This window comes from Streptomyces sp. 135, from assembly GCF_020026305.1.
In the GTDB taxonomy this organism is placed as follows: domain Bacteria; phylum Actinomycetota; class Actinomycetes; order Streptomycetales; family Streptomycetaceae; genus Streptomyces.
Genome location: NZ_CP075691.1, coordinates 6734056 through 6760153, shown reverse-complemented (window position 1 = coordinate 6760153; position 26098 = coordinate 6734056). Strand labels below are relative to the sequence as shown.

At 73.7% G+C, this 26098-nt stretch carries 22 protein-coding genes and 3 pseudogenes; 14 read left to right on the top strand and 11 right to left on the bottom strand.

Translation table 11 applies throughout. The features are described from left to right. Nucleotides 1–109 precede the first annotated feature (109 nt). Nucleotides 110–1471 (top strand): PhoX family protein, encoded by a 1362-nt coding sequence (locus KKZ08_RS30415; protein WP_223777467.1) that lies wholly within the window; start codon nucleotides 110–112, stop codon nucleotides 1469–1471. A gap of 52 nt (nucleotides 1472–1523) precedes the next feature. On the opposite strand, the gene sph is transcribed toward KKZ08_RS30415, so the two are convergent. After that, on the bottom strand, nucleotides 1524–2510 hold the full coding sequence (sph, locus tag KKZ08_RS30410) for a sphingomyelin phosphodiesterase (protein ID WP_223777466.1): 987 nt from the start codon (nucleotides 2508–2510) through the stop codon (nucleotides 1524–1526). Between the two features lie 364 nt (nucleotides 2511–2874). Here sph and KKZ08_RS30405 point away from each other — a divergent pair, with 364 nt between their 5' ends. After that, the gene (locus KKZ08_RS30405) at nucleotides 2875–3630 is read left to right on the top strand and encodes a class I SAM-dependent methyltransferase (protein ID WP_223777465.1); all 756 of its coding nucleotides are present in this window, start codon (nucleotides 2875–2877) and stop codon (nucleotides 3628–3630) included. Here the strand turns inward: KKZ08_RS30405 and KKZ08_RS30400 are convergent. From KKZ08_RS30400 to KKZ08_RS30380, 4 genes are all read right to left on the bottom strand, one after another. Further along, nucleotides 3627–4676 carry a cytochrome P450 gene (locus tag KKZ08_RS30400; protein ID WP_223777464.1) on the bottom strand — a complete coding sequence of 350 codons (1050 nt, stop codon included), beginning with the start codon at nucleotides 4674–4676 and terminating at the stop codon, nucleotides 3627–3629. The two genes, KKZ08_RS30405 and KKZ08_RS30400, sit on opposite strands and share 4 nt — an antisense overlap. Nucleotides 4677–4958: 282 nt before the next feature. Next, nucleotides 4959–5537 carry a TetR/AcrR family transcriptional regulator gene (locus tag KKZ08_RS30390; protein ID WP_223777463.1) on the bottom strand — a complete coding sequence of 193 codons (579 nt, stop codon included), beginning with the start codon at nucleotides 5535–5537 and terminating at the stop codon, nucleotides 4959–4961. A gap of 48 nt (nucleotides 5538–5585) precedes the next feature. Then, on the bottom strand, nucleotides 5586–6044 hold the full coding sequence (locus KKZ08_RS30385) for a RidA family protein (RefSeq protein ID WP_223777462.1): 459 nt from the start codon (nucleotides 6042–6044) through the stop codon (nucleotides 5586–5588). Nucleotides 6045–6132: 88 nt separating this feature from the next. Continuing rightward, entirely contained in the window at nucleotides 6133–7242 is a 1110-nt protein-coding gene (locus tag KKZ08_RS30380) for an MFS transporter (RefSeq protein ID WP_223777461.1), read from the bottom strand. A gap of 201 nt (nucleotides 7243–7443) precedes the next feature. On the opposite strand from KKZ08_RS30380, the pseudogene KKZ08_RS30375 reads away from it, so the two are divergent. Together KKZ08_RS30375 and KKZ08_RS30370 are read left to right on the top strand one after the other, a co-directional pair. Continuing rightward, nucleotides 7444–8305 (top strand): annotated as a pseudogene (locus KKZ08_RS30375) (polysaccharide deacetylase family protein). Between the two features lie 10 nt (nucleotides 8306–8315). Then, a complete protein-coding gene (locus KKZ08_RS30370; protein WP_223777459.1) occupies nucleotides 8316–8534 on the top strand; it encodes a hypothetical protein in 219 nt (72 codons plus the stop codon). A gap of 77 nt (nucleotides 8535–8611) precedes the next feature. On the opposite strand, the pseudogene KKZ08_RS30365 reads toward KKZ08_RS30370, so the two are convergent. Both KKZ08_RS30365 and KKZ08_RS30360 read right to left on the bottom strand, forming a co-directional pair. Then, nucleotides 8612–9279, bottom strand: a pseudogene (locus tag KKZ08_RS30365) (ABC transporter). Continuing rightward, complete coding sequence (locus tag KKZ08_RS30360) at nucleotides 9276–10268, bottom strand: ATP-binding cassette domain-containing protein (protein WP_223777458.1); 993 nt, start codon at nucleotides 10266–10268, stop codon at nucleotides 9276–9278. The pseudogene KKZ08_RS30365 and the gene KKZ08_RS30360 overlap by 4 nt, the downstream one beginning before the upstream one ends. 83 nt (nucleotides 10269–10351) lie before the next feature. Here KKZ08_RS30360 and KKZ08_RS30355 point away from each other — a divergent pair, with 83 nt between their 5' ends. From KKZ08_RS30355 to KKZ08_RS30325, 7 genes are all read left to right on the top strand, one after another. Next, a complete protein-coding gene (locus KKZ08_RS30355) occupies nucleotides 10352–11116 on the top strand; it encodes an aminoacyl-tRNA hydrolase (protein ID WP_223777457.1) in 765 nt (254 codons plus the stop codon). A gap of 140 nt (nucleotides 11117–11256) precedes the next feature. After that, nucleotides 11257–12024 (top strand): DUF4142 domain-containing protein, encoded by a 768-nt coding sequence (locus KKZ08_RS30350; protein WP_223777456.1) that lies wholly within the window; start codon nucleotides 11257–11259, stop codon nucleotides 12022–12024. A gap of 106 nt (nucleotides 12025–12130) precedes the next feature. Beyond that, nucleotides 12131–13441: a DUF692 domain-containing protein gene (locus KKZ08_RS30345; protein WP_223777455.1), complete on the top strand. Its 1311-nt coding sequence runs from the start codon at nucleotides 12131–12133 to the stop codon at nucleotides 13439–13441. A 4-nt stretch (nucleotides 13442–13445) separates the two neighbouring features. Then, the gene (locus tag KKZ08_RS30340) at nucleotides 13446–14543 is read left to right on the top strand and encodes a TIGR04222 domain-containing membrane protein (RefSeq protein ID WP_223777454.1); all 1098 of its coding nucleotides are present in this window, start codon (nucleotides 13446–13448) and stop codon (nucleotides 14541–14543) included. A gap of 120 nt (nucleotides 14544–14663) precedes the next feature. Beyond that, complete coding sequence (locus tag KKZ08_RS30335) at nucleotides 14664–15473, top strand: DUF4142 domain-containing protein (protein ID WP_223777453.1); 810 nt, start codon at nucleotides 14664–14666, stop codon at nucleotides 15471–15473. A gap of 39 nt (nucleotides 15474–15512) precedes the next feature. Beyond that, the gene (locus KKZ08_RS30330; protein WP_223777452.1) at nucleotides 15513–16286 is read left to right on the top strand and encodes a TIGR04222 domain-containing membrane protein; all 774 of its coding nucleotides are present in this window, start codon (nucleotides 15513–15515) and stop codon (nucleotides 16284–16286) included. A 151-nt stretch (nucleotides 16287–16437) separates the two neighbouring features. After that, a complete protein-coding gene (locus KKZ08_RS30325; protein WP_223777451.1) occupies nucleotides 16438–18039 on the top strand; it encodes an alpha/beta hydrolase in 1602 nt (533 codons plus the stop codon). A 19-nt stretch (nucleotides 18040–18058) separates the two neighbouring features. On the opposite strand, the gene KKZ08_RS30320 is transcribed toward KKZ08_RS30325, so the two are convergent. From KKZ08_RS30320 to hemG, 3 genes are all read right to left on the bottom strand, one after another. After that, nucleotides 18059–18445, bottom strand: coding sequence for an RNHCP domain-containing protein (locus KKZ08_RS30320; RefSeq protein WP_223777450.1), 387 nt, complete (start codon nucleotides 18443–18445; stop codon nucleotides 18059–18061). A gap of 204 nt (nucleotides 18446–18649) precedes the next feature. Then, on the bottom strand, nucleotides 18650–19369 hold the full coding sequence (hemQ, locus tag KKZ08_RS30315; RefSeq protein WP_223777449.1) for a hydrogen peroxide-dependent heme synthase: 720 nt from the start codon (nucleotides 19367–19369) through the stop codon (nucleotides 18650–18652). Nucleotides 19370–19373: 4 nt separating this feature from the next. Beyond that, on the bottom strand, nucleotides 19374–20849 hold the full coding sequence (gene hemG, locus KKZ08_RS30310) for a protoporphyrinogen oxidase (RefSeq protein ID WP_223777448.1): 1476 nt from the start codon (nucleotides 20847–20849) through the stop codon (nucleotides 19374–19376). Between the two features lie 138 nt (nucleotides 20850–20987). On the opposite strand from hemG, the gene KKZ08_RS30305 reads away from it, so the two are divergent. The 3 genes and pseudogenes from KKZ08_RS30305 to KKZ08_RS30295 form a co-directional block, all read left to right on the top strand. Beyond that, the gene (locus KKZ08_RS30305) at nucleotides 20988–21914 is read left to right on the top strand and encodes a DUF4349 domain-containing protein (protein ID WP_223777447.1); all 927 of its coding nucleotides are present in this window, start codon (nucleotides 20988–20990) and stop codon (nucleotides 21912–21914) included. Nucleotides 21915–22008: 94 nt separating this feature from the next. After that, nucleotides 22009–23394, top strand: a complete 1386-nt coding sequence (locus KKZ08_RS30300) for an FAD-dependent oxidoreductase (RefSeq protein ID WP_223777446.1) — start codon at nucleotides 22009–22011, stop codon at nucleotides 23392–23394. A gap of 612 nt (nucleotides 23395–24006) precedes the next feature. Beyond that, nucleotides 24007–24621: pseudogene (locus KKZ08_RS30295) on the top strand (NAD-dependent epimerase/dehydratase family protein); the annotation flags it as partial. A gap of 383 nt (nucleotides 24622–25004) precedes the next feature. Here KKZ08_RS30295 and hemE read toward each other — a convergent pair. Beyond that, a complete protein-coding gene (hemE, locus tag KKZ08_RS30290) occupies nucleotides 25005–26078 on the bottom strand; it encodes a uroporphyrinogen decarboxylase (RefSeq protein ID WP_223777445.1) in 1074 nt (357 codons plus the stop codon). Nucleotides 26079–26098: the final 20 nt, after the last annotated feature.

Here is a 26098-nt window from a genome sequence, read left to right as displayed (position 1 = left end):
GCGCCGCCGCCACGCCGAACCGATCTCTCCGCGCGTGGTTCCCGCGCACCAAGGCACGTGGTACACACATCCGGTCATATTCCTGTCCGCCAGCAGGAGGTTGCCCATCATGTCTGCCACTCGACGTCAGGTTCTGGCCCGCACCGGTGCCGTAGGCGCGGGAATCGCCTTCACCGGCGCGCTCTCCGAACTCTTCGCGGGCACCGCGGCCGCGCACGGAAAGGCCGGATACGGCCCCCTCGTCCCCGACCCCAAGGGCCTGCTCGACCTGCCGAAAGGTTTCCGCTACCGGGTCCTCTCCCGCGAGGGCGACGAACTCCGGTCGGGCGAGGGCAAGGTGCCCAGCAACCACGACGGCATGGCCGCCTTCCCGGGCAAGGGCGGCGGCGTCCACCTCGTGCGCAACCACGAGAACCGCGTCACCGGCAAGATCGGCGTACCGACGGTCGAAGGCCTCACCTACGACCGGGCCGCCAAGGGCGGCTGTACGGCGCTGGCCCTGGACCGGAGAGACAACGTCCTGGACGAACGCGTCGCGATCGCCGGGACGGCGGTGAACTGCGCGGGCGGGCCGACCCCTTGGGGCACCTGGCTCACCTGCGAGGAGACCGAGGACAAGGCCGGCACGAACGGCTACACCAAGGACCACGGCTTCATCTTCGAGGTCGACCCGGTGGACCCGCGCCGCACCGGCGCCGTGCCGCTCACCGCGATGGGCCGCTTCCAGCACGAGGCCATCGCCGTCGACCCCCGGCGCGGCGTCGTCTACGAGACCGAGGACGCCTTCCAGAAGCCGTTCGGTCTCTTCTACCGCTTCCTGCCCGCGAAGCCGGGGGGCGGCCGCGGTTCGCTGCGTGCGGGCGGCAGGCTCCAGGCGATGCGCGTGCCGGGCGTACCGGACCTGTCCTCCATCCAGGAGACGGGCGCGCGCTTCGACGGCATCGAGTGGGTCGACGTCCCGGACCCGCTGGCCACGCAAACCCCCATCCGCCACCAGGATTTCGGGCCGAAGGGCATCACGCACGCGCAGAAGCTGGAGGGCTGCTACTGGGGCGGTTCGTCCGTCTACTTCGTCTCGTCCTTCGCGCGCAGCGCGGAGGGCTCGGCGGGCGACCACTTCGGCCAGATCTGGCGGTACGACCCGGCCAAGCGCCGCCTCACCCTCGTCATCGTCTTCGGCCCGAGCACGGACATCCAGCTGCCCGGCGAGTCCCCCGACAACATCTGCCTGGCGCCCAGCGGCGGCCTGATGGTGTGCGAGGACGGCGACGGCGCGCAGCACGTCTACGGCCTCACGCGGCGCGGCGAGGTCTACGCGATGGCCCGCAACCGCCAGACCATCGGCACCCCCGAGAAGCCCGAGTGGGGCGAGTTCGCGGGCGTCACGTTCTCCCCCGACCACGACACGATGTACGTCAACTGCTACACCCCCGGCACGACGTTCGCCGTGACGGGGCCCTGGCACAAGTAGCGGCACGTCCGGCGGGGGCACGGTTCTCGTGTCCCCGCCGGGCGCCCGGTGATCAGTACGCCGTCACGGGGTAGTGGTCCGAGAGATTCGTGTACGTGTACTTCGTGCCCCAGCTGGAGACCGTCCAGGGCGCGCTCTGCTCCTTGAGCACGTTGTTGTGCCAGGTGGCGGGGCGGGCGTGGCCCTTGCGGTGCAGGATGTGGTCCAGGTCCTCGCGGGGGTCGTCGGGGTAGCGCTCGACGGCGATCGAGTTGTCCCGGGTGTCGAAGGAGTACGGGTGGCCCGTGCGCGCGTCGGCCGGGACGAAGCCGCCGTCCGCGAGCATCGAGGCGTACTCCGGGCTGTGCGTGTCGACGTTGAAGTCGCCCGCCACGATGACCTGTTCGTTTGCCGGGATGTTCTTGGCGTCGAGGAAGGCGTCCATCTCCTTGAACTGCTTGGCGCGCGTCGCGGCCGCCTCGCCGCTGCCGCAGCCCGGGTCGGTGGACTGGGCGTGCGTGCCCACCACGTGCGCCCGGGTGCCGTTCACGTCCAGCACGGCATAGACGAAGCCCTTGTTGGAGTACGCGTCGGAGCCGCAGGCGTCCTTGTAGACGTACTGCTCCTTGCGCTGGACCGGCCACTTGCTGAGGACCGTCACGCCGCCGTCCTCGGGCGTCACGGAGGAGTACGCGCCGCCGGTGGCGTCCCAGCCGTCCTTGCCTCGGCCCATCACGGGGGTCTGGTGCGGATAGCGCTCCTTGGCGGCGGCCTTCAGCGCGTCGGAGGAGGAGTTGTCGAACGCCTCCTGGAGCACGACGACGTCCTGCCCACCGAAGAAGCGTGCCGCCGGTATGGCCCTGGCGCGGTGGTCCTGGCCCCAGTTGGGGTAGAGCGTCTTGCTGAACAGGAACGTGTTGTACGTGAGCACCTTGAGCGAGGGGGTCGCGGCGGACCCGTCGGCGGCGGTCGCGGCCGGGGCGACGGCGGCGAGGGTGGCGGCGGCGAGCGCGGTGGCGACCGCCGCCGCGTGGGACCTGCGCAGCGCTGAGTGCGGCACGGAGACTCCTGAGGGTGGGGGGTGGTTGCAGCTGTTCCGGATGGTGCGGAAGGCGCCCCCGTTCGGGCGCTCGAACATCCAATCAGCCGCGGTTACTTCTGGGGATACTTCGCGTGAACACGTCCGTTCGTTTCCCTCGTCCCCCTCGGAAAACCCGCTCCGGCGACGTCCGGAAAGGCCCCGTGCGGCCCTTCGGCGGGCGTGCGGGCGGCGTTTGGGGGGGGCCGGGCGAGGCCGCGGCCAGCCTCCGCACGGGCCCGTCAGGCAGCGGCCGAGGCTCTCCCACCGCCTCCCACAAACCCCGCCTGACCTGCGCTTACCCCTTTCGCCGACCTACGATTGCCCTACCGCGAAAGGGGACTTGATGGACCGCGACATCCGCACGACCGACGACGTGATGGACCTTCTCGACGACCTGTTCGCCCCCGAGGCCGACCGCTGGACGTCCGACGGCGCCTCCTGGTGGGACGACTTCTACGCCGACCGCACCAAGCCGGTGCCGTTCTTCGTGGCGAAGCCGGACGAGAACCTCGTCTCCTACGTCGAGCGGGGCCTCCTCACGCCGGGCCGCGCCCTCGACCTCGGCTGCGGCCCTGGCCGCAACGCCCTGCACCTCGCCTCCCTCGGCTTCGAGGTGGACGCCGTCGACCTGTCACCGGCCGCCATCGCCTGGGCCGGGGAGCGCGCCCGCGAGGCGGGGGTCGACGTGTGCTTCCACCAGGGCGACGCCTTCGCGCTGACGCGGGCGGAGTTGGCGGGGCCGTACGACCTGGTCTACGACTCCGGCTGCTTCCACCACCTGCCGCCGCACCACCGCGTCAGCTATCTCGCGCTCCTGGACCGCGTCCTGGCCCCCGGCGGCCACTTCGCGCTCACGTGCTTCGCGGCCGGCGAGGGCGGCATGGGTTCCGAGCTGCCCGACGCGGACTTCTACCGTGACGCGCGGCTGCACGGCGGCCTCGCCTACGAGGACGAGTCGCTGCGGCGGATCTTCCGCGACCTGACGGAGGTGGAGGTGCGCCGCATGCGCGACGAGCCCGCGGACTCCGCGCTCTTCGGCGAACCCTTCCTCTGGACGGGCCTGTTCCGTCGCGGCGGACCAGCTGTCCCGGGCCGCTAACCGCGCCGCACCAGCCGCACCTTGTCGACGCCGAGCAGCCCCGCGAGCGGCACCTTCGCGGTGGTCTGCCGGGCGTCGACCGTCACCCCGTCGGCGCGCAGGATGTCGAGCAGCATCTCGGCCAGCGGCATCACCATGTGCCGTCCCCAGCAGCGTTCGGAGGCGTGCCCGAAGGGGAGGTAGCCGGGGTGGTCGTCGGGGTCGAGGGTGGCCCAGCGCTCCGGACGGAACGTGTCGGGTTCGTCCCAGAGCGCCGGGTCGCGGTGGCTGAGCAGCGGCAGCAGCAGGACGTCGTCGCCGGCACCGATGCGGGCGTCGAGGGCGGGGTACTCCGGGGACGCGTTGCGCAGGATGTTCCAGGAGGGCGGCAGCAGCCGCATCGCCTCGTACAGAATGTGCTCGTTCGGCGTGTCGTCGTCGAAAGGCGCCCCGAGCCAGTACGCGTTCGCGACGAGCATGGAGACGGTGAAGCAGACAGGGGCCGCGGCCCGCCGGTACAGGCCCATCGCGTACCGCCGGTCGCTGTAGTTCGCGGCGTCGGCGGTCAGCCCGGCGATCGCGGTCACGGGCGCTCCGGGGCGGAGCCGGCCGGGCAGCGCCGCACCGGCCGCGATGACGGTCCAGGTCAGTTTGGGCGTCAGCTCCAGAGTGCGGTCCATGAGGACGCGCAGCCGGTAGGGGTCGGCGCCGAGGATCAGGTCGCGCAGGTGGACGTGGCCGACGTGCGGCCACACGCCGGTCAGGTCGGTCCCGCCCGGCACGGGTACGCGCAGCGCGGCGCGTACGTCGCGGCCGATCGCCCGCATGACGCCCGATGCCTCGGGGCGGGAGATGGAGCGGCCGTGCAGCGGCTTGAAGGTCGGGCGTTCATGTTCCGTGGCCGGCCGGGCGGCGAGGATCCGGTCGGTGAGCTCGGGTCCGGCGACGCCCATCGTGTCGGCGTCCAGGCGGAACACGTCCTCGCCTCGGTGGTCGCGCAGCAGGGCGTGGAGTCGGGGCGTGAAGACGGTGGTCCGGGCGAACCGGTCGGTACCGGAGAGGGGCATCGGTGGTCTCCAGGGGCGGGCGGCCCGCGTCCGGCGGCCGCTCGGGCACGCCGGACGCGGCTCTGAGGGACGGTTCGCCGGTTTAGTACCAGTGGTACCAGGCGTACGCCTTCAGGCTCTTCTCCCCGGTGATCCTCTTCTTGAGCGAACGGACGATCTTCATGCACATACCTCCGGTCGTTTCCGCTGGTTCACGTGGACCAGCGGAGCGTGCAGGGAGGCGATCAACATCCGATGAACGGACACCGGGGCCGCGTGAGCGGTACGTCAGCGCGGCGCGTGTCAGAGGTCGGCGAGCGCGCCGTCCACCGTGGCGAGCAGGGTCTCGCGGTCGTCGTGCACGCGGCTGAGGACGCGCAGCCCGTAGTAGGTGCTCTGCACCCGGCGGGCCACGGTCCGCGCGTCGCCGGTGGAGCGGATCTCGCCCGCGCCCCGCCCCTCCTCCACGACCGCGCGCAGCTCCTCCTCGACCCGGTCGAAGCTGCGCCGCACGGCGCCCCTGACCTCGGGGTCGAGCCCTGCGGCCTCGACGGCGGCGTTGATCGCGAAGCAGCCGCGTCCGTCCGCCTCGTCGAGGTCGGTGTCGACGGCGTGCAGCATCATGGCGCGCAGGCGCTCCTTCGCCGGGCCCGGGCCGCGGAGGATCTCGACCTGTTCTGCGGTGGCGGTGTCGTGGTAGCGCTCAAGGGCACGGAGGTAGAGCTGCCGCTTGCCGCCGAAGGTGTTGTAGAGGCTCGAAGGCCCGAGGCCGGTGCTGTCGCACAGGTCGCGCGTCGAGGTGCCCTCGTACCCGTGGCGCCAGAACGTCTCCATGGCCGCGGTGACGACGCGGTCCTCGTTGAACTCTCGTGGCCTGGCCATGGCCCCCACAGTAGACGTTTTGGAACGTGCTCACAAAACTCGCGCCCCTCACCCGACGGCGCCGATCGCCTCGATCTCGATCAGCCACTCGGGGTCGGCGAGCGCGGCGACCTGGACGAAGGACTCGGCGGGGAACGGCGCGGCGTAGTGCTCCGCGCGCAGTTCGGCGAAGACGTCCTGGTGGGCCATGTCGGTGACGAACACGGTGAGCTTGACCAGCCGGTCGAGACCGGAGCCCCCGTGGGCGAGCACGGTGGCGAGATTGGCAAGCGCCTGCCGGGCCTGCGCCTCGAAGTGGCCGACACCGACGGTGACACCGTACGCGTCGATCGGCACCTGCCCCGAGGTGAAGACGAGGCCACCGACGCGGATCCCGAGCGAGATGCCGGCCGGTTCGTACCAGTCGGGGTCGGCGGTCACCCTGATGCGGGTGGCGGGGGTTTGCTGGGCGGGGGTCACGGGGGTCTCCTGGGCGCCGGTTTCACGGGTTTCCTGGGGGCGGGTCATGGGGGTCTCCTGAGCGCGGGCCGCGGGGGGGGCTTCCTGGGGATGGGGCACGGGGGCTTCACGAGCGGCTACCGCCGCGCGCCGATGCTCACGGCCTCGCCTTGGCCGGCTCGGGGGAGATCACGGTCGTACGCGCCTGCGTCCCCGCCCGTCTCGGCTCCGAGCGCTGGAGGTGCGCCGCCCACAGCACGCCGGCCGCTCCCGCCACGGCCAGGCCCGAGCCGACCCAGGCCACCGAGGCGTAGCCGTATCCGGCGTCGATGGTCAGGCCGCCGAGCAGCGGGGCCACGGTGTTGCCGACGTTGAACGCGACCAGCACGACCACCACGGCCGTCACCTGCGCGGTCAGGGCGAGCAGCGCGGAGAACACGGCGAGGGCGCCGAGCCCGAGGCCCAGCGTGCCGAGGGGCCGCGTCTGGCCGGTGCGTCCGCCGATCACGATGCCCGCGAGGCCGCCGACGCCGAACAGGGCGAGGATCACCGGCACCCACCCTTCCGGGACCCCGCTGACCTCGGTCAGGAGCGCCGCCAGATAGCTGAAGGTGACGATGACCGCCCCGAAGGCGAAGGCCGTGACGGCGTACGAGAGCCACAGTTGCGGCCGGGCCATGCCCCGCAGCTCGGCCCTGACCGAGGGCCGCTCGCCCTCGGGGCGGCCGCCGGGGACCACGAGCAGCGTGCAGACGAGGCTCACCCCGGTGGCCGCGGCCACCGCCCAGAACGCGGCGCGCCAGCTGGAGTACTGACTCAGCACCGTGCCGGCGGGGACGCCGACGATCGTGGCGAGCGTCAGTCCGCCCGCCACCACGGCGACCGCCCGCGCCTTGGCCGCCGCCGGGACGAGCGCGACCGCCGCGGCCACGGCGACGGCCCAGTAACCGGCGTACGCGAGGGCGCTGACGACGCGTGAGACGAACAGCACCGCGTGGCCGGGCGCGAGGGCGCCGACCACGTGCGCCACGACGAAGGCGGCCTGGAGCGAGACGAGCGCCGTGCGGCGGGGCCAGCTGAGGGTGGCGATGGCGAGCAGCGGCGCGCCGACGACCATGCCGATCGCGAAGGCCGAGATGAGCAGGCCCGCGTCCGGGATCGACACCCCCAAGTCGTCGGCCATGCCCAGCAGCAGGCCGGACAGCATGAACTCCGAGGTTCCTTGGGTGAAGATGCCGAGCCCCACTATGTACACCGCAGGTGGCATGGGGGTCCTCCGATCGTGATTCGGGAGTCGGGATCCGGGATGGACGGGGGAAGGGAGGGGCCGACGGTTTTTTGGAGCGAGTGCTTCAGAATCGGCGGGTCAGGACGCTAGCACATTCTGAAGCGAGTGCTTCAGAATGGGGGCAGACGGGTGGTCGCGCCGCACCTCGCGGACCGATAACCCCATTTGTCGCATTTGCGCATATATCGTCGCCGCGTGATCACTTCCGCACGGAGACGCGCCGCGCTCTGCGCCCTCGGCGCCCTGACCACCGTCCTCGCCGGCTGCTCGTCCGGCGACCCCGCGACACCCGGCTTACGGCTTACCCGCGGCGTCCGCCCCGCCCACGCTCGCGCCCGGCCCCGCCGGACTCACCCCGGTGTTCGCCCACGGGTCCCGCACCGAGGGCCGTACCGTCGCGCTCACCTTCGACGCCGACATGACCGCGAACCAAGGAGCGCGCGCGGCGGCGGGCGAGCGGTTCGACCATCCCGAGCTGGTGGCGACGCTGCGCCGGCTGAAGGTGCCCGCGACCTTCTTCATGACGGGCCGCTGGGCCGAGGAGTATCCCGACCAGGCCAAGGCCATCGGCCGGGACCCGCTCTTCGAGGTGGCCAACCACTCGTACAGCCACCACGCCTTCACCCGCGACTGCTACGGCCTGCCGACCGTGCCGCCGGAGCGGATGCGCGCCGACGTGGACCGCGCCTTCGACGCCCTCCGCAAGGCGGGCGTCGAGCGTCCGATGCCGTACTTCCGCTTTCCCGGGGGCTGTTACGACGAGCGGTCCCTGCGCACGCTCGCGCCCGGCGGCGTCACCGCCGTGCAGTGGGACGTGGTGAGCGGCGACGCCTTCGCGACGGACGCCGACGCGGTGGCCCGACAGGTGCTCGACGGAGTGCGGCCGGGATCGGTCGTCGTCATGCACTGCACGCGCAGCGCCGCCCCGACGACGGAGCGCGCGCTGCGGACAATCATCCCGAAGCTGCGTGAGCGCGGCTTCCGGTTCGTGAAGGTGTCGGAGCAGATCGGGCCGAAGCGGGCGTCCGGGGCGCGGAGCTAGGCTGGACCGTATGGCAGACGACGACTACTGCGCGGGGACGAGCACGAGCACGGCGGGGGCGAGCACGAGCACGGCGGGGGCGAGCACGAGTACGAGCCCGGCGGACGGCCCCTTCGCCGTCTGTGTGCTGTGCCAGTCCCCCACCGAGTACCCCGAGTCCCACAAGGGCAGCACGCTCTGCCCCGTCTGCGAGTGGCAGGAGGCCGAGCGCACGATGTGCTCGGGCTGAGCGGACCGGCCGCACGTGCCGAGCCTCGCGCTGGGGCCCGGCCCGCGCCCGCCCCTGCCAGGCCCTGCCAAGCGCCGTCAGGACCGCCGCGACGTGAGCGCGCAGGCCGTCCACACCGCCGCCACCGCCACGGCGAACGCCCCGGCGGACGCGCCCAGCGGCCACGGTACGACCCCCTCCCGCGAGCCCGTGGTCAGAGCGGTCAGCACCATCTGGGCCGGGGAACCGGTGGTGACCAGCAGGAACAGCGCGCCGAGCAGCATCGCCGGCACCGCCTTGCCCGCCGAGCGCAGCAGCGGCCACGCGGTGAGCGCCCCGACGGCGGTCCCGAGCGACGCGCTGACCAGCATCGCCAGCAGCCCGGCGGCGCCCGCGGCCAGGCGCGCCACCGGCAGCCGTCCGTTGGTGCTCCCCGCGTCGCTGATCACCGTCACGACGAGCACCGCGAGGACCCGAGCGCGGCCGCCGCGAGGAACGCGGCCAGCAGCGCGGCGAGGTGGGCCCGCGCGGGCCCGGCCGCGGCGGCGGAGCACGTGCGCGCCGCGGGCGGTTCGTTGCTCACGCAGATCCGCACCAGCCAGGCGGCCACCGGCAGCAGCGCCGCGGCGGCGTACGCGAGCGAGTCCAGGATGGGCTGCCCGCCCTGGACGCCGACGGCGAGGAAGACGGCGTACAGGATCACCGGAGCCAGCCACCGCTGCGACCGGGCCAGCAGGGCGAGTTGGTAGTGGAGGAGGGCGCTCATCGGTGGGCCCGCCCGTCAGCCTCAGGGGCCGGGGCCGGGCCGGGGACCACCGGCGCGCGTTCCACCGTCACCACGTGCCAGGGCGGCCGCGCCGTCAGCAGTTCCCGCAGGACGAGGTCCGAGTGGCTCTCCGGGACCATGAGCCGCGTGATCCTCCCGGCCGCCGGAGCGTCAGTCGCCTCGTACGAAGCCCCCTCGTACGAAGAAGCCTGGGCGTGCGCGTCGGCCGTCGTCTCCACCGCCACCGCGGCGACCGGCCCCGGCAGCTCCGCGCCGTGCGGGCCGCGCGTGACGATGACGACCGTGGGGCCGCGCCGCATCGCGGACTCCCGGTCCCCGGCCGTTGGTGCCGTCCCGCCGGGCGTACGTCGTTTCACCGCCGTCCCGTCCACCGCGTACGCCTCCTCGACCGCACCCGCGAGGCGGCGCGGGTCGTGGTCGACGAAGACGACGGAGCCGCCCGCGGCCGTGCGCTCGGCCACCGCGCGGTCCAGTTCCGCGCGGGCGGCGGTGTCCAGGCCGGTCCACGCCTCGTCGAGCACCAGCAGGTCGGGGGCTGCCACCAGGGCCTGGGCCACGGCGACCTTCTGGCTGCTGCCCTTGGACAGGTGCGAGAGGGGCGTCCGCAGGAAGCCGCCCGCGCCGAAGCGCTCCAGCCACTGCTCCGCGCTCCGCTCCGCCGCGCCCCGCGCGAGGCCGTGCACGCGGGCCATGTGCGTGAGGTAGCCGAGCGCGGTGAACGGCATCGCGGCGGGGAAGCGTTCCGGTACGAACGCCGTGCGCGGACGTCCGCTCACCCGCCCCTCCGAGGGGGCGTCGATACCGGCGAGGATCCTCAACAGGGTCGACTTCCCACTGCCGTTGGCGCCTTCCACGCGTACCAGCGTGCCCGCGCCGATGCCGAGGTCGACGCCGCGCAGCACCCACGGGCCCCGCACGCCATAGCGCCGGCCCACCCCGCCGAGCCGCACCGCGAGATCACGTTCCATGCGGGCCATCCTCGCGCACGGGCTCCCCGGGGAGCGCCCGGAGCCCCGGCCGGGCGGCGCCGCCCGCCTGGCAGACTTGCCCCGTGAGCAGCGACGAGACGACCACCACCCCCGCTTCCGGCACCCCGGGCACCTCCGACGCCCCCGACAGCCCCTTCCGTCACGCGAGCACCGCGCGTGACGAGGCCCCGCAGTTCGTGCTGCCCCTCGTCGCCCGCATCGAGCGCGCCGCTCTCCCGGCCCGCACGGACGCCCTGGAGACCGCCGCCCGCGCGGTCCTCGTGATCCTTGGCGACGAGCGCTCCACCGGGGACGGCGAGTGGGCGCGGGCGATGCGCGACTGGCAGGACGCCCGCATCCGCAAGGTGGTGCGCCGGGCGCGCGGCGCCGAGTGGCGCAGGGCCGAGGCGCTGCCCGGCATCACGGTCACCGGCAAGTCGGCGGAGGTCCGCGTCTTCCCGCCGGTGCCGCTGGACGGCTGGCCCAAGGACCTGGCCCGCCTCCAGGTCTCCGGCACGGACCTGGACGACCCGGAGCCCCCGGCCGGCGCCGACCCGACGCACCCCGTCCTGTGGATGAGCCCCGACGTCGCGATGTCGGCGGGCAAGGCCATGGCCCAGGCGGGCCACGGCGCCCAACTGGCCTGGTGGGAGCTGTCGGCCGAGGACCGCACCGCCTGGCGCGACGCCGGTTTCCCGCTCTCCGTGCGCACGCCCGGCCCCGCCCACTGGCGCGAACTCACCGCGAGCGGCCTGCCGGTGGTCCGTGACGCGGGCTTCACGGAGATCGCGCCGGGGTCCTGCACGGTGGTCGCCGACCACCCGGCCCTGCGCCGGGCCCGGCCGTGACCGGTGGCGGTACGCCCGGGGTGTGCCGCCACCGAGCGCCCGCGTCCAAATCGGTCAACCTCTCGCGCCGTTGAACGCCCCGCCCGTATCTTCCGTACTCCCCGGTACCACCGGCGACACGGAGCACCACGGGAGGCACCTTGCGGCGCGTCAACGGCACGGCTCTGATCATCGCGGCACTCGTCGCCACACTGGGCGCGATCGCGTTCCCCGTGTGGTCGTACGCCGACCGCTCCGGCACCGGACCCGCCGAGCTGGCCGCCGGGACCGTGGCCACCCAGTGGGGGCCGCTCTCGGCCGCCGACCGTGACCTGCTGGTGAAGGTGCGGCTCGCCGGGCTCTGGGAGATACCCGCGGGGCAGCAGGCCATGGAGCGCGCGCCCACCGAGGCGATCAAGGAGGCGGGTGACCATCTCATCGTCGGCCACACCGACCTCGACCAGCGGGTGCGGGGCGTCGCCGCGCGGCTCGGCGTGGAGCTGCCCAACCAGCCGACGGAGCAACAGCAGGGCTGGCTCAAGGAGTTGACCGAGGCGAGCGGCGAGACGTATCAGCGGAAGTTCGCGAACCTGCTGCGCGTCGCGCACGGCAAGGTCTTCAGCGTGATCGCCCAGGTGCGCGACACCACCCGCAACACCCTGATCCGGCAGCTCGCCACCGACGCCAACCAGACCGTCCTGGACCACATCACGATGCTGGAGGCCACCGGGCTCGTCGACTTCGACGGGATCGCGAACGGCGCCGCGTCGAACGCCACCGCCGTGCCCACCGGGCCTCCCCCGCCCTCGGGCACCACGCCCCGCGAGCCGGTTCCCGCCGGGCCCCGCGGCGAGGTGTCCACCACGTCCCGGCCCTCGCCGGCGCCACCGGGCCAGGTCAACACCGGTCGGCCGGAACCTCAAATGTAGCTCTGAACGTCTCCCTGTGAGGGTTCGGCCGGTGCCGCCCGGGTGAAAGTGCTGGGGACGGGGGACCGGGGGACGGGGCTCCAGGGGGACGACCAGGGGGAGCGACATGCGGCGACTTGGCACGGGCATCGGCTGGCGGCCCGAGATCGCGGACGCCGTGGAGGCGATGCCGGGCATCGACTGGGTGGAGGCCGTCGCGGAGAACGTCTGCCCGGGGCATCTGCCCGACTCGCTGGTGCGGCTGCGCGAGCGCGGCGTGAGCGTCGTGCCGCACGGCGTCTCGCTGGGGCTCGGCGGCGCGGACCGCCCCGACGAGGGGCGCCTGGCCGCGCTCGCCGAGCGGGCGGTGGCCCTGGACTCGCCGCTGGTCAGCGAGCACATCGCGTTCGTGCGCGGCGGGGGCGACCTGACCGCCACGCAGCCCCTGGAGGCCGGGCATCTGCTGCCGGTGCCGCGCACCCGTGACGCGCTCGACGTGCTCTGCGAGAACATCCGTATCGCGCAGGACGCGCTGCCCGTGCCGCTCGCCGTGGAGAACATCGCGGCGCTGATCTCCTGGCCGGGCGAGGAGATGACGGAGGGGCAGTTCCTGTACGAGCTGGTCGAGCGGACCGGCGTACGTCTCCTCATCGACGTCGCCAATCTCCACACCAACCACGTCAACCGCGGCGAGGACCCGGCCGAGGCGCTCGACGAGCTGCCGGTCGAGGCCATCGCGTACGTCCATGTCGCGGGCGGCTTCGAGCGGGACGGCGTCTGGCACGACAGCCACGCGCACCCCGTGCCCGAGCCGGTCCTGGCGATCCTGGCCGGTCTCGCCTCGCGGGTGACGCCGCCGGGCGTGCTCCTGGAGCGGGACGAGAACTTCCCCGGACCGGCCGAGCTGGAGCGGGAGCTGGACGCGATACGGGCCACGGTGAAGGCCTCGGGCGAGCTGCCCGCGGATCCGCCGGGCACTCGCGCACCGGTTCCGCCGGCCCCCGCCGCCGCCCGGCAGCGCACCGCCGTCGCCCAGGCCGCCCTGCTCTCCGCGCTCGTCGCCGGCACCCCGGCGCCCGAGGGCTTCGACCACGCGCGCCTGAAGGTGCAGAGTCGCGCGCTGGCCGCCAAGCGGGCCGACGTGGTCGCGAAGGTCGCGCCCGAGCTGCCGGACATCCTCGGCGCGGCGTACCGTTCCGCCTTCCTCGACTACGCCAGGGCCCGGCCCATGACGGGCGGCTACCGCCAGGACGCGCTGGCCTTCGCCGGGCACCTGCTGCTCGCGGGGCAGCCCGTGAGTGCCGACGCCGATGCCGACGCCGAGGCGCGGCGGCGGCTGGGCGACTGGTGGCTGGAGCGCTCGGGCCCGGCGCCGCTGTCCCGGCGGCCCGTCGCCCGGCTGCTGCACGCCACCCGCCGCGTCCTGCTGGGGCGGTGACGCCATGAGCATCGCGGGCATCATCTACACGATCGCCGTCGCGCTCTCCTGCGCCGCGCTGATCAGGGCCGTCGTGGCGGCCGGCAGCGCCCAGGTCCCGGCCGGCGGCCACGACGACGAGGTCGCCTTCGTCCGCGGCACGGCGGAGGCCGCGTTCCTCTCGGGCGGTCCCGCGCGGGTCGCCGACGCGGTGATCGCGGGTCTGCACGAGGACGGCCGCCTGGTGGTGGCCGGGCCCGGCGTCGTCGGCATGCCGCGGCCCACCGCCAGGAACGCCGTCGAGCAGGCGGTCGTCGACGCCCATGCGGCGGCTCCGCACGGCTCGCTGCACTGGCTGCGGGCGGCCGTGCTGCGCAGCCGTCCGGTGCAGGAGACGGGCGACGCGCTCGCGGCGCGCGGCCTCGTCATGCGGCCGGGGCCGCGCCGCACCGGCCTGCGCTGGGCCCTGACGCAGCTCTTCGTGGGCTTCCTCGGGTTCCTGGTGGCGGCGATGCTGACGGTGGCGCAGTACGCGGGCGGGGCCGACGAGTTCGGGGGCGCCGACCGCACGATGGACGGCATCCTCGCCCTGGTGCCCGTGCTCGTCCTCAACTTCGCCGTGACGCTGATCTGCTCGGCGGTATGCGAGAAGCAGCTCACCGGTGCCGGACGCCGTGCCCTCGCCGCGTACGTCGCCTCGGCCGGCCATCTCACGGGGGCGGCGCACCTCGTGGCGACCCGGGGTCTGGCCGCCGCCCACCCCGATCTGCGGGCGCAGCTGGTCGCCGCCGCGCGGCTCGGACGCGGTCGCGGGCGGTCCGCCGCGGGGGCGCAACCCGCCCTGCTCCCGGGCCCGCATCTGTGGGGTGCGGCAGCGGTGGTCTGGTGCTCCTCGGGCGGCGGGGGCGGCGGCTTCGTGTGCTCGGGCTCCGGGGGCGGTGGAGGCGGCGGCTCGGCGTGTTCGGGCGGCGGGGGCGGGTCGGCGTGCTCCGGCGGCGGGGGCGGGTCCTCCTGTTCCAGCGGCTCCTCCTGCTCAAGCGGCTCCTCCGGCGGGTCCTCCTGTTCCAGCGGCTCCTCCGGCTCCGGCGGCGGGTCCAGTTGCGGCAGCTCGTCCTCCTCCTGACGGGCGTACACCCCGGAGAGCAACCCGCCTCAGGCATACGGCAGTTGGCGTACCGCACGCCGTAACGCATCCTCCCGTGCCCGAGGCGCACCAACGTGCGGTGCCGCAACTGGAGGCACCATGCGATTCCCCGCCATCAACGGAACCGGCCTCATCGTCGCGGGACTCGTCGCGACCCTGGCCGCGCTGCTCTTCCCGCTCTGGTCCTACGCGGACCGCTCCGGAACCGGCCTCGACAGACTGAACGCCGAGACAGTGCCGACCGACTTCGGGCCGCTGTCCGCCCTGGACCGGGACTTCATCGCGATGGTGCGCCTCGCGGGCCTGTGGGAGCTGCCCGCCGGGCAGCAGGCCGAGGAGCGCGGCACCACCAAGGCGGTGCGGACCGCGGGCGAGCACCTCGTCGAGGGCCACACCTTCCTCGACGCCCGCGTACGCGAGGTCGCGGCCCGGCTCGGCCTCGAACTGCCGAGCCAGCCGGACTCCCGGCAGCGCCGGTGGCTCACGGAGCTGAGCCGTGCGCGCGGCGAGACGTACGACGAGAAGTTCGCGAACATCCTGCGCCGCGCGCACGGCAAGGTCTTCTCCGTGGTGGCGGAGGTCCGGGCGAACACCCGCAACTCGCTGGTGCGCGCCCTGGCCGATGACGCGAACACCACCGTCCTCGACCACATCACGGTCCTTGAGGAGACCGGCCTCGTCGACTTCGAGGGCCTCGCGCGGGACGCCGCGACCACGGGCCCGCCACCCCTGACCCGCTCCCCCGCGCCGCCCGGCCCGACCGCGTCACCGGCCCCGGCTGCGCCGGTCACCCCGTCCCCTGCCTTCCCGCTGCCGCCCGCCGCGTCCCGCCCGAAGCCGGACGCGCCGGACCCCGGGGCTCAAGCGGAACGTTACCCACCCGTCACCCCGCGTCCGCATGGCGAATAGGCTGTGGCGCGCGGGGGCGCCTTCGCATAGAAAACCGCCATGTTCTGGGTCCCCTTGCTTCTCCTCGCCTCTGCCGTGACCGGCCTTGCCTGCGGCCGGCTCTGTCTGACCGCGAGCCGCGCCGCCGACCAGGAGGCGGGCGCGCCTTCCGGGTACGAACTCACCCTGTACGAGGCCGCGTTCCTCGCCGGCGGCCCCGCCCGCGTCGTCGACGTGACGCTCGTGGCGATGGCGCGGACACGGCGGCTGCTCATCGCGCACACCGGCTGGGCGACCGTGGTCGATCCGGTGGGCCGCGACGCGATGGAGCGTTCCGTGCTCGGCGCGATCGGCCCGGCGGGCCAGGCCCGGATAGCCCCGATACGCCGGGGCGCGGCCACCGCCGATGCCGTACGGGCGCTCGCGGACCGGCTGGTCGGCGCGGGTCTCGCCGTGCCGGACGGCGTCGCCTCGGGTGTCGCGGCCGCCGTGCGCCAGGTGCGGGCCGCGACGGTGGTGGTGCTGGCGCTCGGCGCCGCGGCGGTACTGATGCCGGGTCAGACGCGCGGGGGCGCGGGGCAGGTGCCGGTGGCCGTCTGGTTCGGTCTTCCGCTGCTGCTGTGCGTGGGCTGCCTGGTGATCGCACGCGTGGAGGTCCATCCGTACCCGCGCTGGGCCTCCCCCGCGGGCCGGCGACTGCTGGGCGCGCTGTCCACCCGCGACGACCACCTCACCGCGGTGGCCGTGCGCGGGGTCGGTGCCGTCGCCGATCCTGGCCTGCGGGCGGCCCTCTCCACCCGTCGCGGCCCGGGAGCCGCGCACGGGGGGCATTGATGCGACGCCGGGTCCGACACCGGCGGTCGGTGCTTTACTTCGTCGATAATCACACGAATCATCCCTTTTGTTCGAACGTCCTGAGGTTCGGACGTCATCCGGAGCGCATCAACTGGAGCGCCCGGCCGGACAGAAGAGGTGGAGAAGCGCGATGAGAGCAGCAGCCGCCCGCTATGGAACCGCCGGATCCCTGGTCCTGACGGCCCTCGTCGCCGCTCCCGCGGGAAGCGCGGGCGCCGCCCCGCCCGCCCCCGAGACCCGTGGCACCGCCGTCGCCGCGCAGCGCGCCGAGGCCGCCGGTATCCGCTGGCGCGCCTGCGCCAAGGCCGAGGACCTGCCCTCGTTCCTCCGCTGCGGCACGGTCTCCGTACCGCTGGACTACGCCCGTCCGTACGGCCCGCAGATCAGACTGACCGTCAGCCGCGCCAAGGCGACGGGCACGTCGGCGAAGCGGCCCCTCGCGCGGCAGGGCGCCCTCGTCTTCAACCCGGGCGGCCCCGGCGCCTCCGGCATGTACTTCCCGCTGATGGGCCTCATGCCCGAGTGGAAGCGGCTCGCGGCGGCGTACGACTTCGTCGGGTACGCGCCGCGCGGTGTCGGCCGCTCGGCGCCGCTGTCCTGCCAGGACCCGAAGGAGTTCACCAAGGCGCCCACGCAGTCGCAGAGCTACCCCGACCCGTCGTTCAAGCGTGAGCGCATCGCCCAGGCGAAGGCGTACGCGCGCGGGTGCGCCGCCCGCAATCCGGGGCTGCGGCACTACACGACGCTGAACAACGCGCGCGACCTCGATGTGCTGCGGGCCGCGCTCGGCCAGCGGAAGCTGACGTTCATGGGGGCGTCGTACGGCACCTACTTCGGGGCGGTGTACGCGACGCTCTTCCCGGCGCACGTGCGCCGCATGGTCTTCGACTCGGCGGTCAACCCCGCCCCCTCGCAGATCTGGTACCGCAACAACCTCGACCAGTCGGCGGCCTTCGAACGGCGCTGGGCTGACTTCCGCGCCTGGGTCGCCAAGCACGACAGGACGTACCACCTGGGCAAGACGCCCGATGAGGTGCTCCGCAACTACGAGAAGGTGCGCGCCGAGCTGGCCCGCAAGCCCGCCGGCGGCAAGGTCGGCCCCGGCCAGCTCCAGGCCGCCTACCTCACGGCCGGGTACTACGACGACTACTGGCCCTCCCGCGCCAAGGCGCTCTCCGCGTATCTGAAGGGCGACGCCAGGCCGCTGATCCAGCAGGCCGCGCCCGAGCCACGGGCGGCGGTCGAGGAGGAGAACGGCAACGCCGTCTACACGGCCGTCGAGTGCAACGACGCGCCGTGGCCGACGGACTTCGCCACCTGGGACCGCGACAACACCGCCCTGGCCCGTATCGCGCCCTTCGAGACGTGGGACAACGCCTGGATGAACCTGCCGTGCGCCTACTGGTCCGCGCCCCGGCAGCGCCCGGTCGACGTGGGAGCGGCGAAGGGCACGCTGGCCCCGACGCTGATCCTGGCCGCCGAGCGCGACGCGGCGACCCCGTACGGCGGCGCGCTGGAGCTGCACCGCCGGCTGTCCGGTTCGGTCCTCGTCACCGAGCGGGACGCGGGCACGCACGGCATCGGCGGCGGCCCCAACCGCTGTGTCAACGGGTACCTGGAGGCGTACCTCCTGGAGGGCCGCCTCCCGGTGCGGCACGCCGCGTGCGCGCCGCACAAGGAGCCGGAACCGACGTCCGGTGTCCGGGCTAGGGTCCTGCCCAGGGAGCGCTAGGTCGGCCGCCCCCGGCCGGTCACAGCGCCCCGAGCCGCTCCAGCGGGAACGGCGGCCGGGCGAGCGGGCGCACCGCGAGCCGCGTCAGCGGCAGGGCGTTGTCGTCGCCCGCGGTGCGGTTGGCGTGCAGGACGCCGCAGTGGGTGCAGCGGTGGACGAGGACCCATTCGCCGTCTCCCCGCACGGAGATGGCGAGGGGTTCCATCCGGGCGCCGCAGTCAGCGGCCCGGTCGCCCGGGGTGTCGTCGAGGTGACGGCTCCACAGGCAGGTCGGGCAGTGGTTGCGGTGGTCGGTGCCGGGTGCGGCCATCGGTACGTCGAGGCCGCAGTGCAGGCAGCGGAAGGACTCGGCGCGCGCCTCAGTGCGGGCCCGCCGGGATCTGTTGCGAGATGTGTCGCGGGACATGGCTGGAGTGACTCCTGAGCGATGCGGAAGGGGCTGACTTCGAGCTGTTCCGCAGGGCCCTGGGCATACACTCACCGGCTTTCTGTCCGCGTATGGACACATATGAGCATGCGATCGACGCACGAGAGGCCGGACCCTGGTGGGCCCGACCTCTCGATGAAACCCGCGCGGGGCGGGACGCGGCAAGCGAATTACCGGTTGCGGCTAGGCGAGACCCGCCACCAGCTCCGCGACGGACTTGCGGCGGCCGGTGTAGAACGGCACCTCTTCGCGTACGTGCATGCGGGCCTCGGAGGCGCGCAGGTGACGCATCAGGTCGACGATGCGGTACAGCTCGTCGGCCTCGAAGGCCAGCAGCCATTCATAGTCGCCGAGGGAGAACGAGGCGACGGTGTTGGCGCGCACGTCGGGGTAGCCGCGGGCCATCTTGCCGTGGTCGGCGAGCATGCGGCGGCGGTCCTCGTCGGGCAGCAGGTACCAGTCGTAGGAGCGCACGAAGGGGTAGACGCTGACGTAGTCGCGCGGCGTCTCGTCGGCCAGGAAGGCCGGGATGTGCGACTTGTTGAACTCGGCGGGGCGGTGCAGCGCCATGTTCGACCAGACCGGCTCCAGGGCGCGGCCGAGCCTCGTGCGGCGGAAGAGGTTGTAGGCCTCCTGGAGCTCGTCGGCGGTCTCGGCGTGCCACCAGATCATGACGTCGGCGTCGGCGCGCAGGCCGGAGACGTCGTAGGTGCCGCGGACGGTGATGTCCTTGGCGGCGAGCTGGTCGAACAGCTCCTGGACCTCGTCGGCGTAGCCGTCGCGGTTCTCCGGAAGCACGTCACGCAGCTTGAAGACCGACCACAGGGTGTAGCGGATGACCTCGTTGAGGTCCTTGGCCTTCTTGCCTGCGTTGGGGGTCTTGGCGGGGGCGTCGTCACTCATGGGGCTATTCTCCTCCGCCGCCGTGCAGGCTCTGCACCGGGTTGCGGGTGAGCTCCTCCACACCGGCGAGGTCACCGGCCAGCTGGTCGACGGCAGCGTTGGCGCTCGCGACGCACGCGGGGATGCCGACGCCGTCGTACGCCGCTCCGCAGACCGCGAGGCCGGGCAGCGCGGCCACGTGGGCGCGGACGCGGGCCACGCGCGCGTGGTGGCCTACGGGGTACTGCGGGAGGCCGTCGTCCCAGCGGGTGACGCGGGAGGCGACGGGCGTGGCGCTCAGCCCGGTGGCCTCGCGCAGGTCGTGGCGGGAGATGTCGACGAGGTCGGCGTCGTCCTTCTCCAGGACCGCCGTGTCGCCGTACCGCCCGACGGAGGTGCGCAGGACCAGCAGGTCGGGGTCCTGCCGGTCGATCCAGCCCCACTTGCGGCTCGCGAAGGTGGACGCCTTGATGGTGTGCCCGTCGACGGGCGGCACGAGGAAGCCGCTGCCTTCGGGGAGGTCGGCCTCGGCGCGCTTGTACGCGAGGGTGATCAGCGCCATGGAGGCGTACTCGACGGTGCGCAGCTCGGCGGCCGCGGCGGGCGACTCGGCGGCCAGGAGCCGCGCGGCGGCGGGCGCGGGCAGGGCGAGGACGACGGCGTCGGCCTCGTGGACGCCGCTGTCGGTGACCACGCGCCAGCGCTCCCCCGTGCGGTGCAGCCCGGTGACCGGTGTGCCGGTCAGGATGCGTGCGCCACGCGCGCGTACCGAATCGGCGACGGCGAGCGGCAGCTGTCCGATGCCGCCGTCGATGCCCATGAAGACGGGGCCGGTCTGTTGGTTCCGGGCGGCGCGCGCCTGGATGTCGCGGACGCCCTCCGTGAGGGAGGCGTGGGTGCGGGCGGCCTCGAAGAGCTGCGGGACGGCCGAGCGCATCGAGATGCGGTACGCGTCGCCCGCGTAGACCCCGCCGAGCAGGGGCTCCACGAGGCGGTCGACGACCTCGCGGCCGAGGCGTGCGGCGACGTACTCACCGACGGCGACGTCGTCGCCGACCTCGGTGGGGGGCAGCTCGCGGTCCCGCTCGATGCGGCGCAGGCCCTCTTCGGAGAGGACCCCGGCGAGGGTGGAGGCGTCGCCGGGCACGCCCATGACGTGGCCCTTGGGCATGGGGCGCAGGGCGCCGCGGGTCCAGATCGAGGCGGTGGCGGTGGCGGGCGGCTGGAGCCGGCCGTCGAGGCCGACCTCGCGGGCGAGCGCGACGGCCTCCGGGCGGCGGGCGAGCATCGACTCGGCGCCGAGGTCGACGCCGACGCCGGCGATCTCCCCGGCGTGCAACTTGCCGCCGAGCCGGTCGGAGGCCTCCAGGACGGTCACACGGCTCGTCCGGGCGGTGGCAAGGAGCCGGTGTGCGGCGGCGAGGCCGGCGATCCCGCCGCCGATGACGACGGCGTGGCCGGTGCCTGTGCCCGCACCCGTACGTGTGTCCGTTTCGCGCATGTGCCCACTCTCTCAGACCGCGCTCTCTCGGATCGCCGAGTCCCGACCGTGACCGCATCGGGACCGGTCGGCAACCACCGTCGCGGCCTCGCCGGCGTCGTAGGAGCATCACTGGCCACGTCTCTCGGGGGTACGCCGATGCACACATCCAGCACGTCTCGTCACCGCACGACCAGGCACGGCGCGGTCCGTGCCCTCTCGGGGTTCCTGCTGGCGGGCGCGCTCGCGCTCACCGGCTGCACGGCGGGCGGCGACAGCGACAGCAGTGGCGCGGGGAACGACAAGGCGGCGGCAGCCGGACTGGCCGGCCCGGAGGGCGCCAAGGACACCGGCGGCGCGCGGGGCGGCAAGCCGGGCGGGCGAAAGCCCCCGAAGCTCACCGGCACGCACGTCGTCCACACCGCCACGCTCACCGTCCGCGTCAAGGACGTCCACAAGGCGCTGGGCGAGGCCCGGGCGGCGGCCGAGGACGCGGGCGGCCTCGTGGGGAACGAGAGCACCTCGCGCGACGGCGGGGGCCGCGAGCGCTCCCGCGTCGTCCTGCGGGTCCCGCAGGAGGCGTACGAGGACGTCCTGCACGCCCTCGAAGGCACCGGCAAGCTGCTCGGCCGCGAGGTCAAGGCGCAGGACGTCACCGACCGGGTCGTCGACGTCGAGAGCCGCGTCAAGTCCCAGCGGGCGAGCGTGGCGCGCGTACGGGAGCTGATGGACAAGGCGACGAAGCTGAGTGATGTGGTCACCCTGGAAGGGGAGTTGAGCACCCGTCAGGCCGACCTGGAGTCGCTGCTCGCGCAGCGGGCCTCGCTGAAGGACCGCACGAGCATGGCGACGATCACCCTGTCCCTCACGGAGGGCGCACGGGAGGGCGGCGGCGGGGACGACGACCCGACGTTCGGTGACGCGCTCGCGGGCGGCTGGGACGCGTTCGTGACGGGGCTGCGCTGGATCGCCGTCGCGCTGGCCGCGGCCCTGCCGTTCGCGGCGGTCGCCGCGCTGCTGCTCCTGCTGTGGCTGCGGGTGGTACGCCGCCGAGCAACGCGCCCCGGACCGGACAGCGCCCCATAAGGGGCGCGGGGAACTGCGCGGCCGGCCACCACAGACCGGCAGACGACATCACCGCGCCACCACCGCCCCGCTGCCACCCCCGTAGCGTGTCCGCATGAGCAGCACACGAGAGCGACTGGTGATCATCGGGGGCGACGCGGCCGGCATGTCCGCGGCGTCACAGGCACGCAGGCTCAAGGGCCCGGACGAGTTGGAGATCGTCGCGTTCGAACGCGGCGGCTTCACCTCGTACTCCGCCTGCGGCATCCCGTACTGGGTGGGCGGCTCCGTCGGCGACCGGGACGATCTGGTCGCGCGTACGCCCGAGGAGCACCGGGAACGCGCGATCGACCTGCGGATGCGCACCGAGGCGCGGCGGATCGACGTGGAGGGCCGGCGCGTGCTCGCCCGTGACCTGGAGTCGGGCGAGGAGTACTGGACGACGTACGACAAGCTCGTCGTCGCCACCGGCGCCCGGCCCCTGCGTCCGCCGCTGCCCGGCGTCGACGCGCCGGGCGTGCACGGCGTGCAGACCCTCGGCGACGGCCAGACCCTGATCGACACCCTGACCCGCACCGAGGGCCGCCGGGCGGTGGTCGTCGGGGCCGGTTACATCGGCGTGGAGATGGCGGAGGCGCTGATCCAGCGCGGCTATGACGTGACGGTCGTCAACCGCGGCAAGGAGCCGATGTCCACGCTCGACCCGGACATGGGCCGCCTGGTGCACGAGGCGATGACCGGCATGGGCATCGAGATGGTGAACGACGCCGAGGTCACCAAGATCCTCACGGGCGAGGACGGCCGGGTCGCCGCGGTGGCCACGGAGGACGCCGAGTACCCGGCGGACGTGGTGATCCTCGGGGTCGGGGTGCGCCCCGAGACCGAGCTGGCGCGTGCGGCGGGGCTGCCGCTGGGCGAGCACGGCGGCCTGCTGACGGACCTCGCGATGCGGGTGCGCGGCCACGAGGACATCTGGGCGGGCGGGGACTGCGTGGAGGTCCTCGACCTGATGTCGGGGCGGGAGCGGCACATCGCCCTCGGCACGCACGCGAACAAGCACGGACAGGTCATCGGCTCGAACGTGGGCGGGAGTTACGCGACCTTCCCCGGCGTCGTCGGCACGGCCGTCAGCAAGGTGTGCGACCTGGAGATCGCGCGTACGGGCCTGCGCGAGAAGGACGCGCTGGCGGCCGGGCTGCGGTTCGTGGCGGTGACCATCGAGTCGACGAGCCGGGCCGGTTACTACCCGGGCGCGGCCCTGATGACGGTGAAGATGCTGGCCGAGCGGCGCACGGGCCGGCTCCTCGGCGTGCAGATCGTGGGGCGCGAGGGCGCCGGCAAGCGGGTCGACGTCGCGGCGGTCGCGCTGACGGCGGGGATGACGGTGGAGCAGATGACGGCGCTCGACCTCGGGTACGCGCCCCCGTTCTCGCCGGTGTGGGATCCGATCCTGGTGGCGGCGCGCAAGGCGGTGGCGGCGGTACGGGCGGACACGGCCTGAGACCCTGAATACGCCCTGTTCCACGAATACGCCCTGTTCCGCGCCCCGGCCCCGCGGCGCGGAACGCGCTTGCCGTGCAGGTCAGTACGGGCTTTCCGGGAGAATGGCAGCCGTCCGGCGAGTCGGCCCGGTTGGCTGATTCCATGCGGTTCGGGCCGCTCTCGTTTCCCGCTCCGTGGGAGCCCGCCCACGGTGGGCGCGTGTATCCGGCAGCCACCCGTGGCGCGGGCACGGGCGACCCCTCTGAGCGGCCACGGCGCCCTGGAAGCTCCGCTTCCGGGGCGCGTCGCGCTTCCCGGCGCCCCTCACGGCGCACCCCCGAGGACGTCCCACCTCTTTTCCGCCACCTTTCACAGAATCGGCACACACTCCACAGGCGGGCCCCACTATGTGACGCGTCAGAGCGGCACGGACACACACCGCGACAGGTGACCGTGCCGTTTGGGGGCGGGCCCGCGGGGTGGAGACACCCCCGCGGCCCGACCGTGGAGGGGACCACACACCACATGAATCACACCGCGCGAGTGGCGGCTCCCGGCGCCGGCGCATCGCTTCCCGTACCGTCGCCGCCCGGCGCTCCCGCCTCGCTCCTCAAGGGAGCGTGAGGACGCCGTGCGCATACTCCTTCTGGGCTCCACCGGATACCTGGGCGGGCACGTCGCCGAGCGGCTGCGCGCCCTGCCGGGCGTACGGCTGCTGCGCGGGGGCCGCGCGCCCGTCGACGACCACCGGATCGACCTCGCCACCATCACCGCCGACGCGCTCGCCGAGCAGCTCGGCCGGGCGGCGCCGGACGCCGTGGTCAACTGCGCGGGCACGGTCACCGGCACCGCCCTGAACCTCGCCGGGGTCAACTCCCGCGGCCCGGCGGTCCTCTGCCAGGCCCTGCGGACCGCGTCGCCGAGCGCGCGCCTGGTGCACCTCGGCTCGGCGGCCGAGTACGGCCCGAGGGGCGTCGGCGAGCGCACCGCGGAGGACGCCCCCGCCCGCCCGACCGCCCTCTACGGCGCCACCAAGCTGGCCGGCACCCTCGCCGTCCTGGAGGCCCGGATCGACGCCCTGGTGCTGCGGGTCACCGACCCGGTGGGCCCCGGCGCGCCCCCGGCCGGGCTGCCGGGTCGCCTCACCGCCGAGCTGAGCCGGGCCGTCGCGCGCACCCCGCACGGCACGGTGCGGGTCGGCGACCTCTCCGCGCGGCAGGACTTCGTCGACGTACGCGATGTCGCGCAGGCCGTGGCGCTGGCGCTGGCCCTGCCGGGGCGGCTGCCGCGCCTGCTGAACATCGGCAGCGGGCGGGCCGCCCGGCGCGCGACCTGGCGCGGGGCCTGGCGGACGCGGCGGGCTTCACCGGTGACGTCGAGGAGACGCTCGGCCAGGCAGGTAAGCCGACGGCGGCGCCCTGGCAGTGCTCGGACGTCACCGCCGCGGAGTGGGAGCTGGGCTGGCGCCCGCGGTTCACCCTGCGGGAGTCGCTGGCCGCGCTCTGGGCCTCGGACGGCGACCCGCGCCCCGCGCCGGCCGCCGGGAGCCGCGGCACGAGCGTTCCATGACGTACCGCCACGTCAAAAGGGTCCCTGTCCGGCCGGACAGGGACCCTTTCAGGACATTCTTCAGACAGCGGTACGCGTGTGGACGTACTCCACGAGCCTGGTCAGCGCCTCGGGGTCCGTGGTCGGCAGGACGCCGTGGCCGAGGTTGAAGACGTGGCCCTCCAGGCCGCTCGCTGCGGCGAGCACCTCGTCCGTCTTCGCCTCGACGGCCTCGCGCGTGGAGAAGAGGACGGCGGGGTCGAGGTTGCCCTGGAGCGCCTTGCCGGGACCGACGCGGCGCGCCGCCTCGTCCATCGGCACGCGCCAGTCGACGCCGACGACATCCGCGCCGGCCTCGCCCATGGCCCCGAGCAGCTCGCCCGTGCCGACGCCGAAGTGGATCCGGGGCACGCCGTACGAGGCGACGGCGTCGAAGACCTTCGCCGACGCGGGCATCACCGAGTGCCGGTAGTCGGCGGGCGAGAGCGCGCCCACCCACGAGTCGAAGAGCTGTACGGCGCTCGCGCCCGCCTCGATCTGCACCTTCAGGAAGGCCGCGGTGATCTCCGCGAGCCGGTCGAGCAGGTCCGCCCAGAGCTGCGGGTCGCCGTACATGAGCGCCTTGGTGTGCTCGTGGTTGCGGCTCGGGCCGCCCTCCACGAGGTAACTCGCGAGGGTGAAAGGCGCGCCCGCGAACCCGATGAGCGGGGTGGCGCCGAGCTCACCCGTCAGCATCCCGATCGCCTCGGTGACGTAGTGCACGTCCTCGGGGGTGAGGTCCCGCAGCCGCGCGAGGTCGGCGCGCGAGCGGATGGGGTTCTCGACGACCGGGCCGATGCCGGGCTTGATGTCGAGGTCGATGCCGATCGCCTTCAGCGGTACGACGATGTCGCTGAAGTAGATCGCGGCGTCCACGTTGTGGCGGCGCACCGGCTGGAGCGTGATCTCGGTGACCAGGTCGGGCCGCATGCAGGACTCCAGCATGGCGGTGCCCTCGCGGACCTTGCGGTACTCGGGCAGTGAGCGCCCCGCCTGCCGCATGAACCAGACCGGCGTGTGCGGCACGGCCTCGCGCCTGCACGCCTTCATGAAGGCGGAGTCGTACGTCGCTGCGTTCTGCCGGCCCGCGGGGCTCTGGCTGTTGTTGGCACTCACGCGGAAAGTCTCGCACGTTG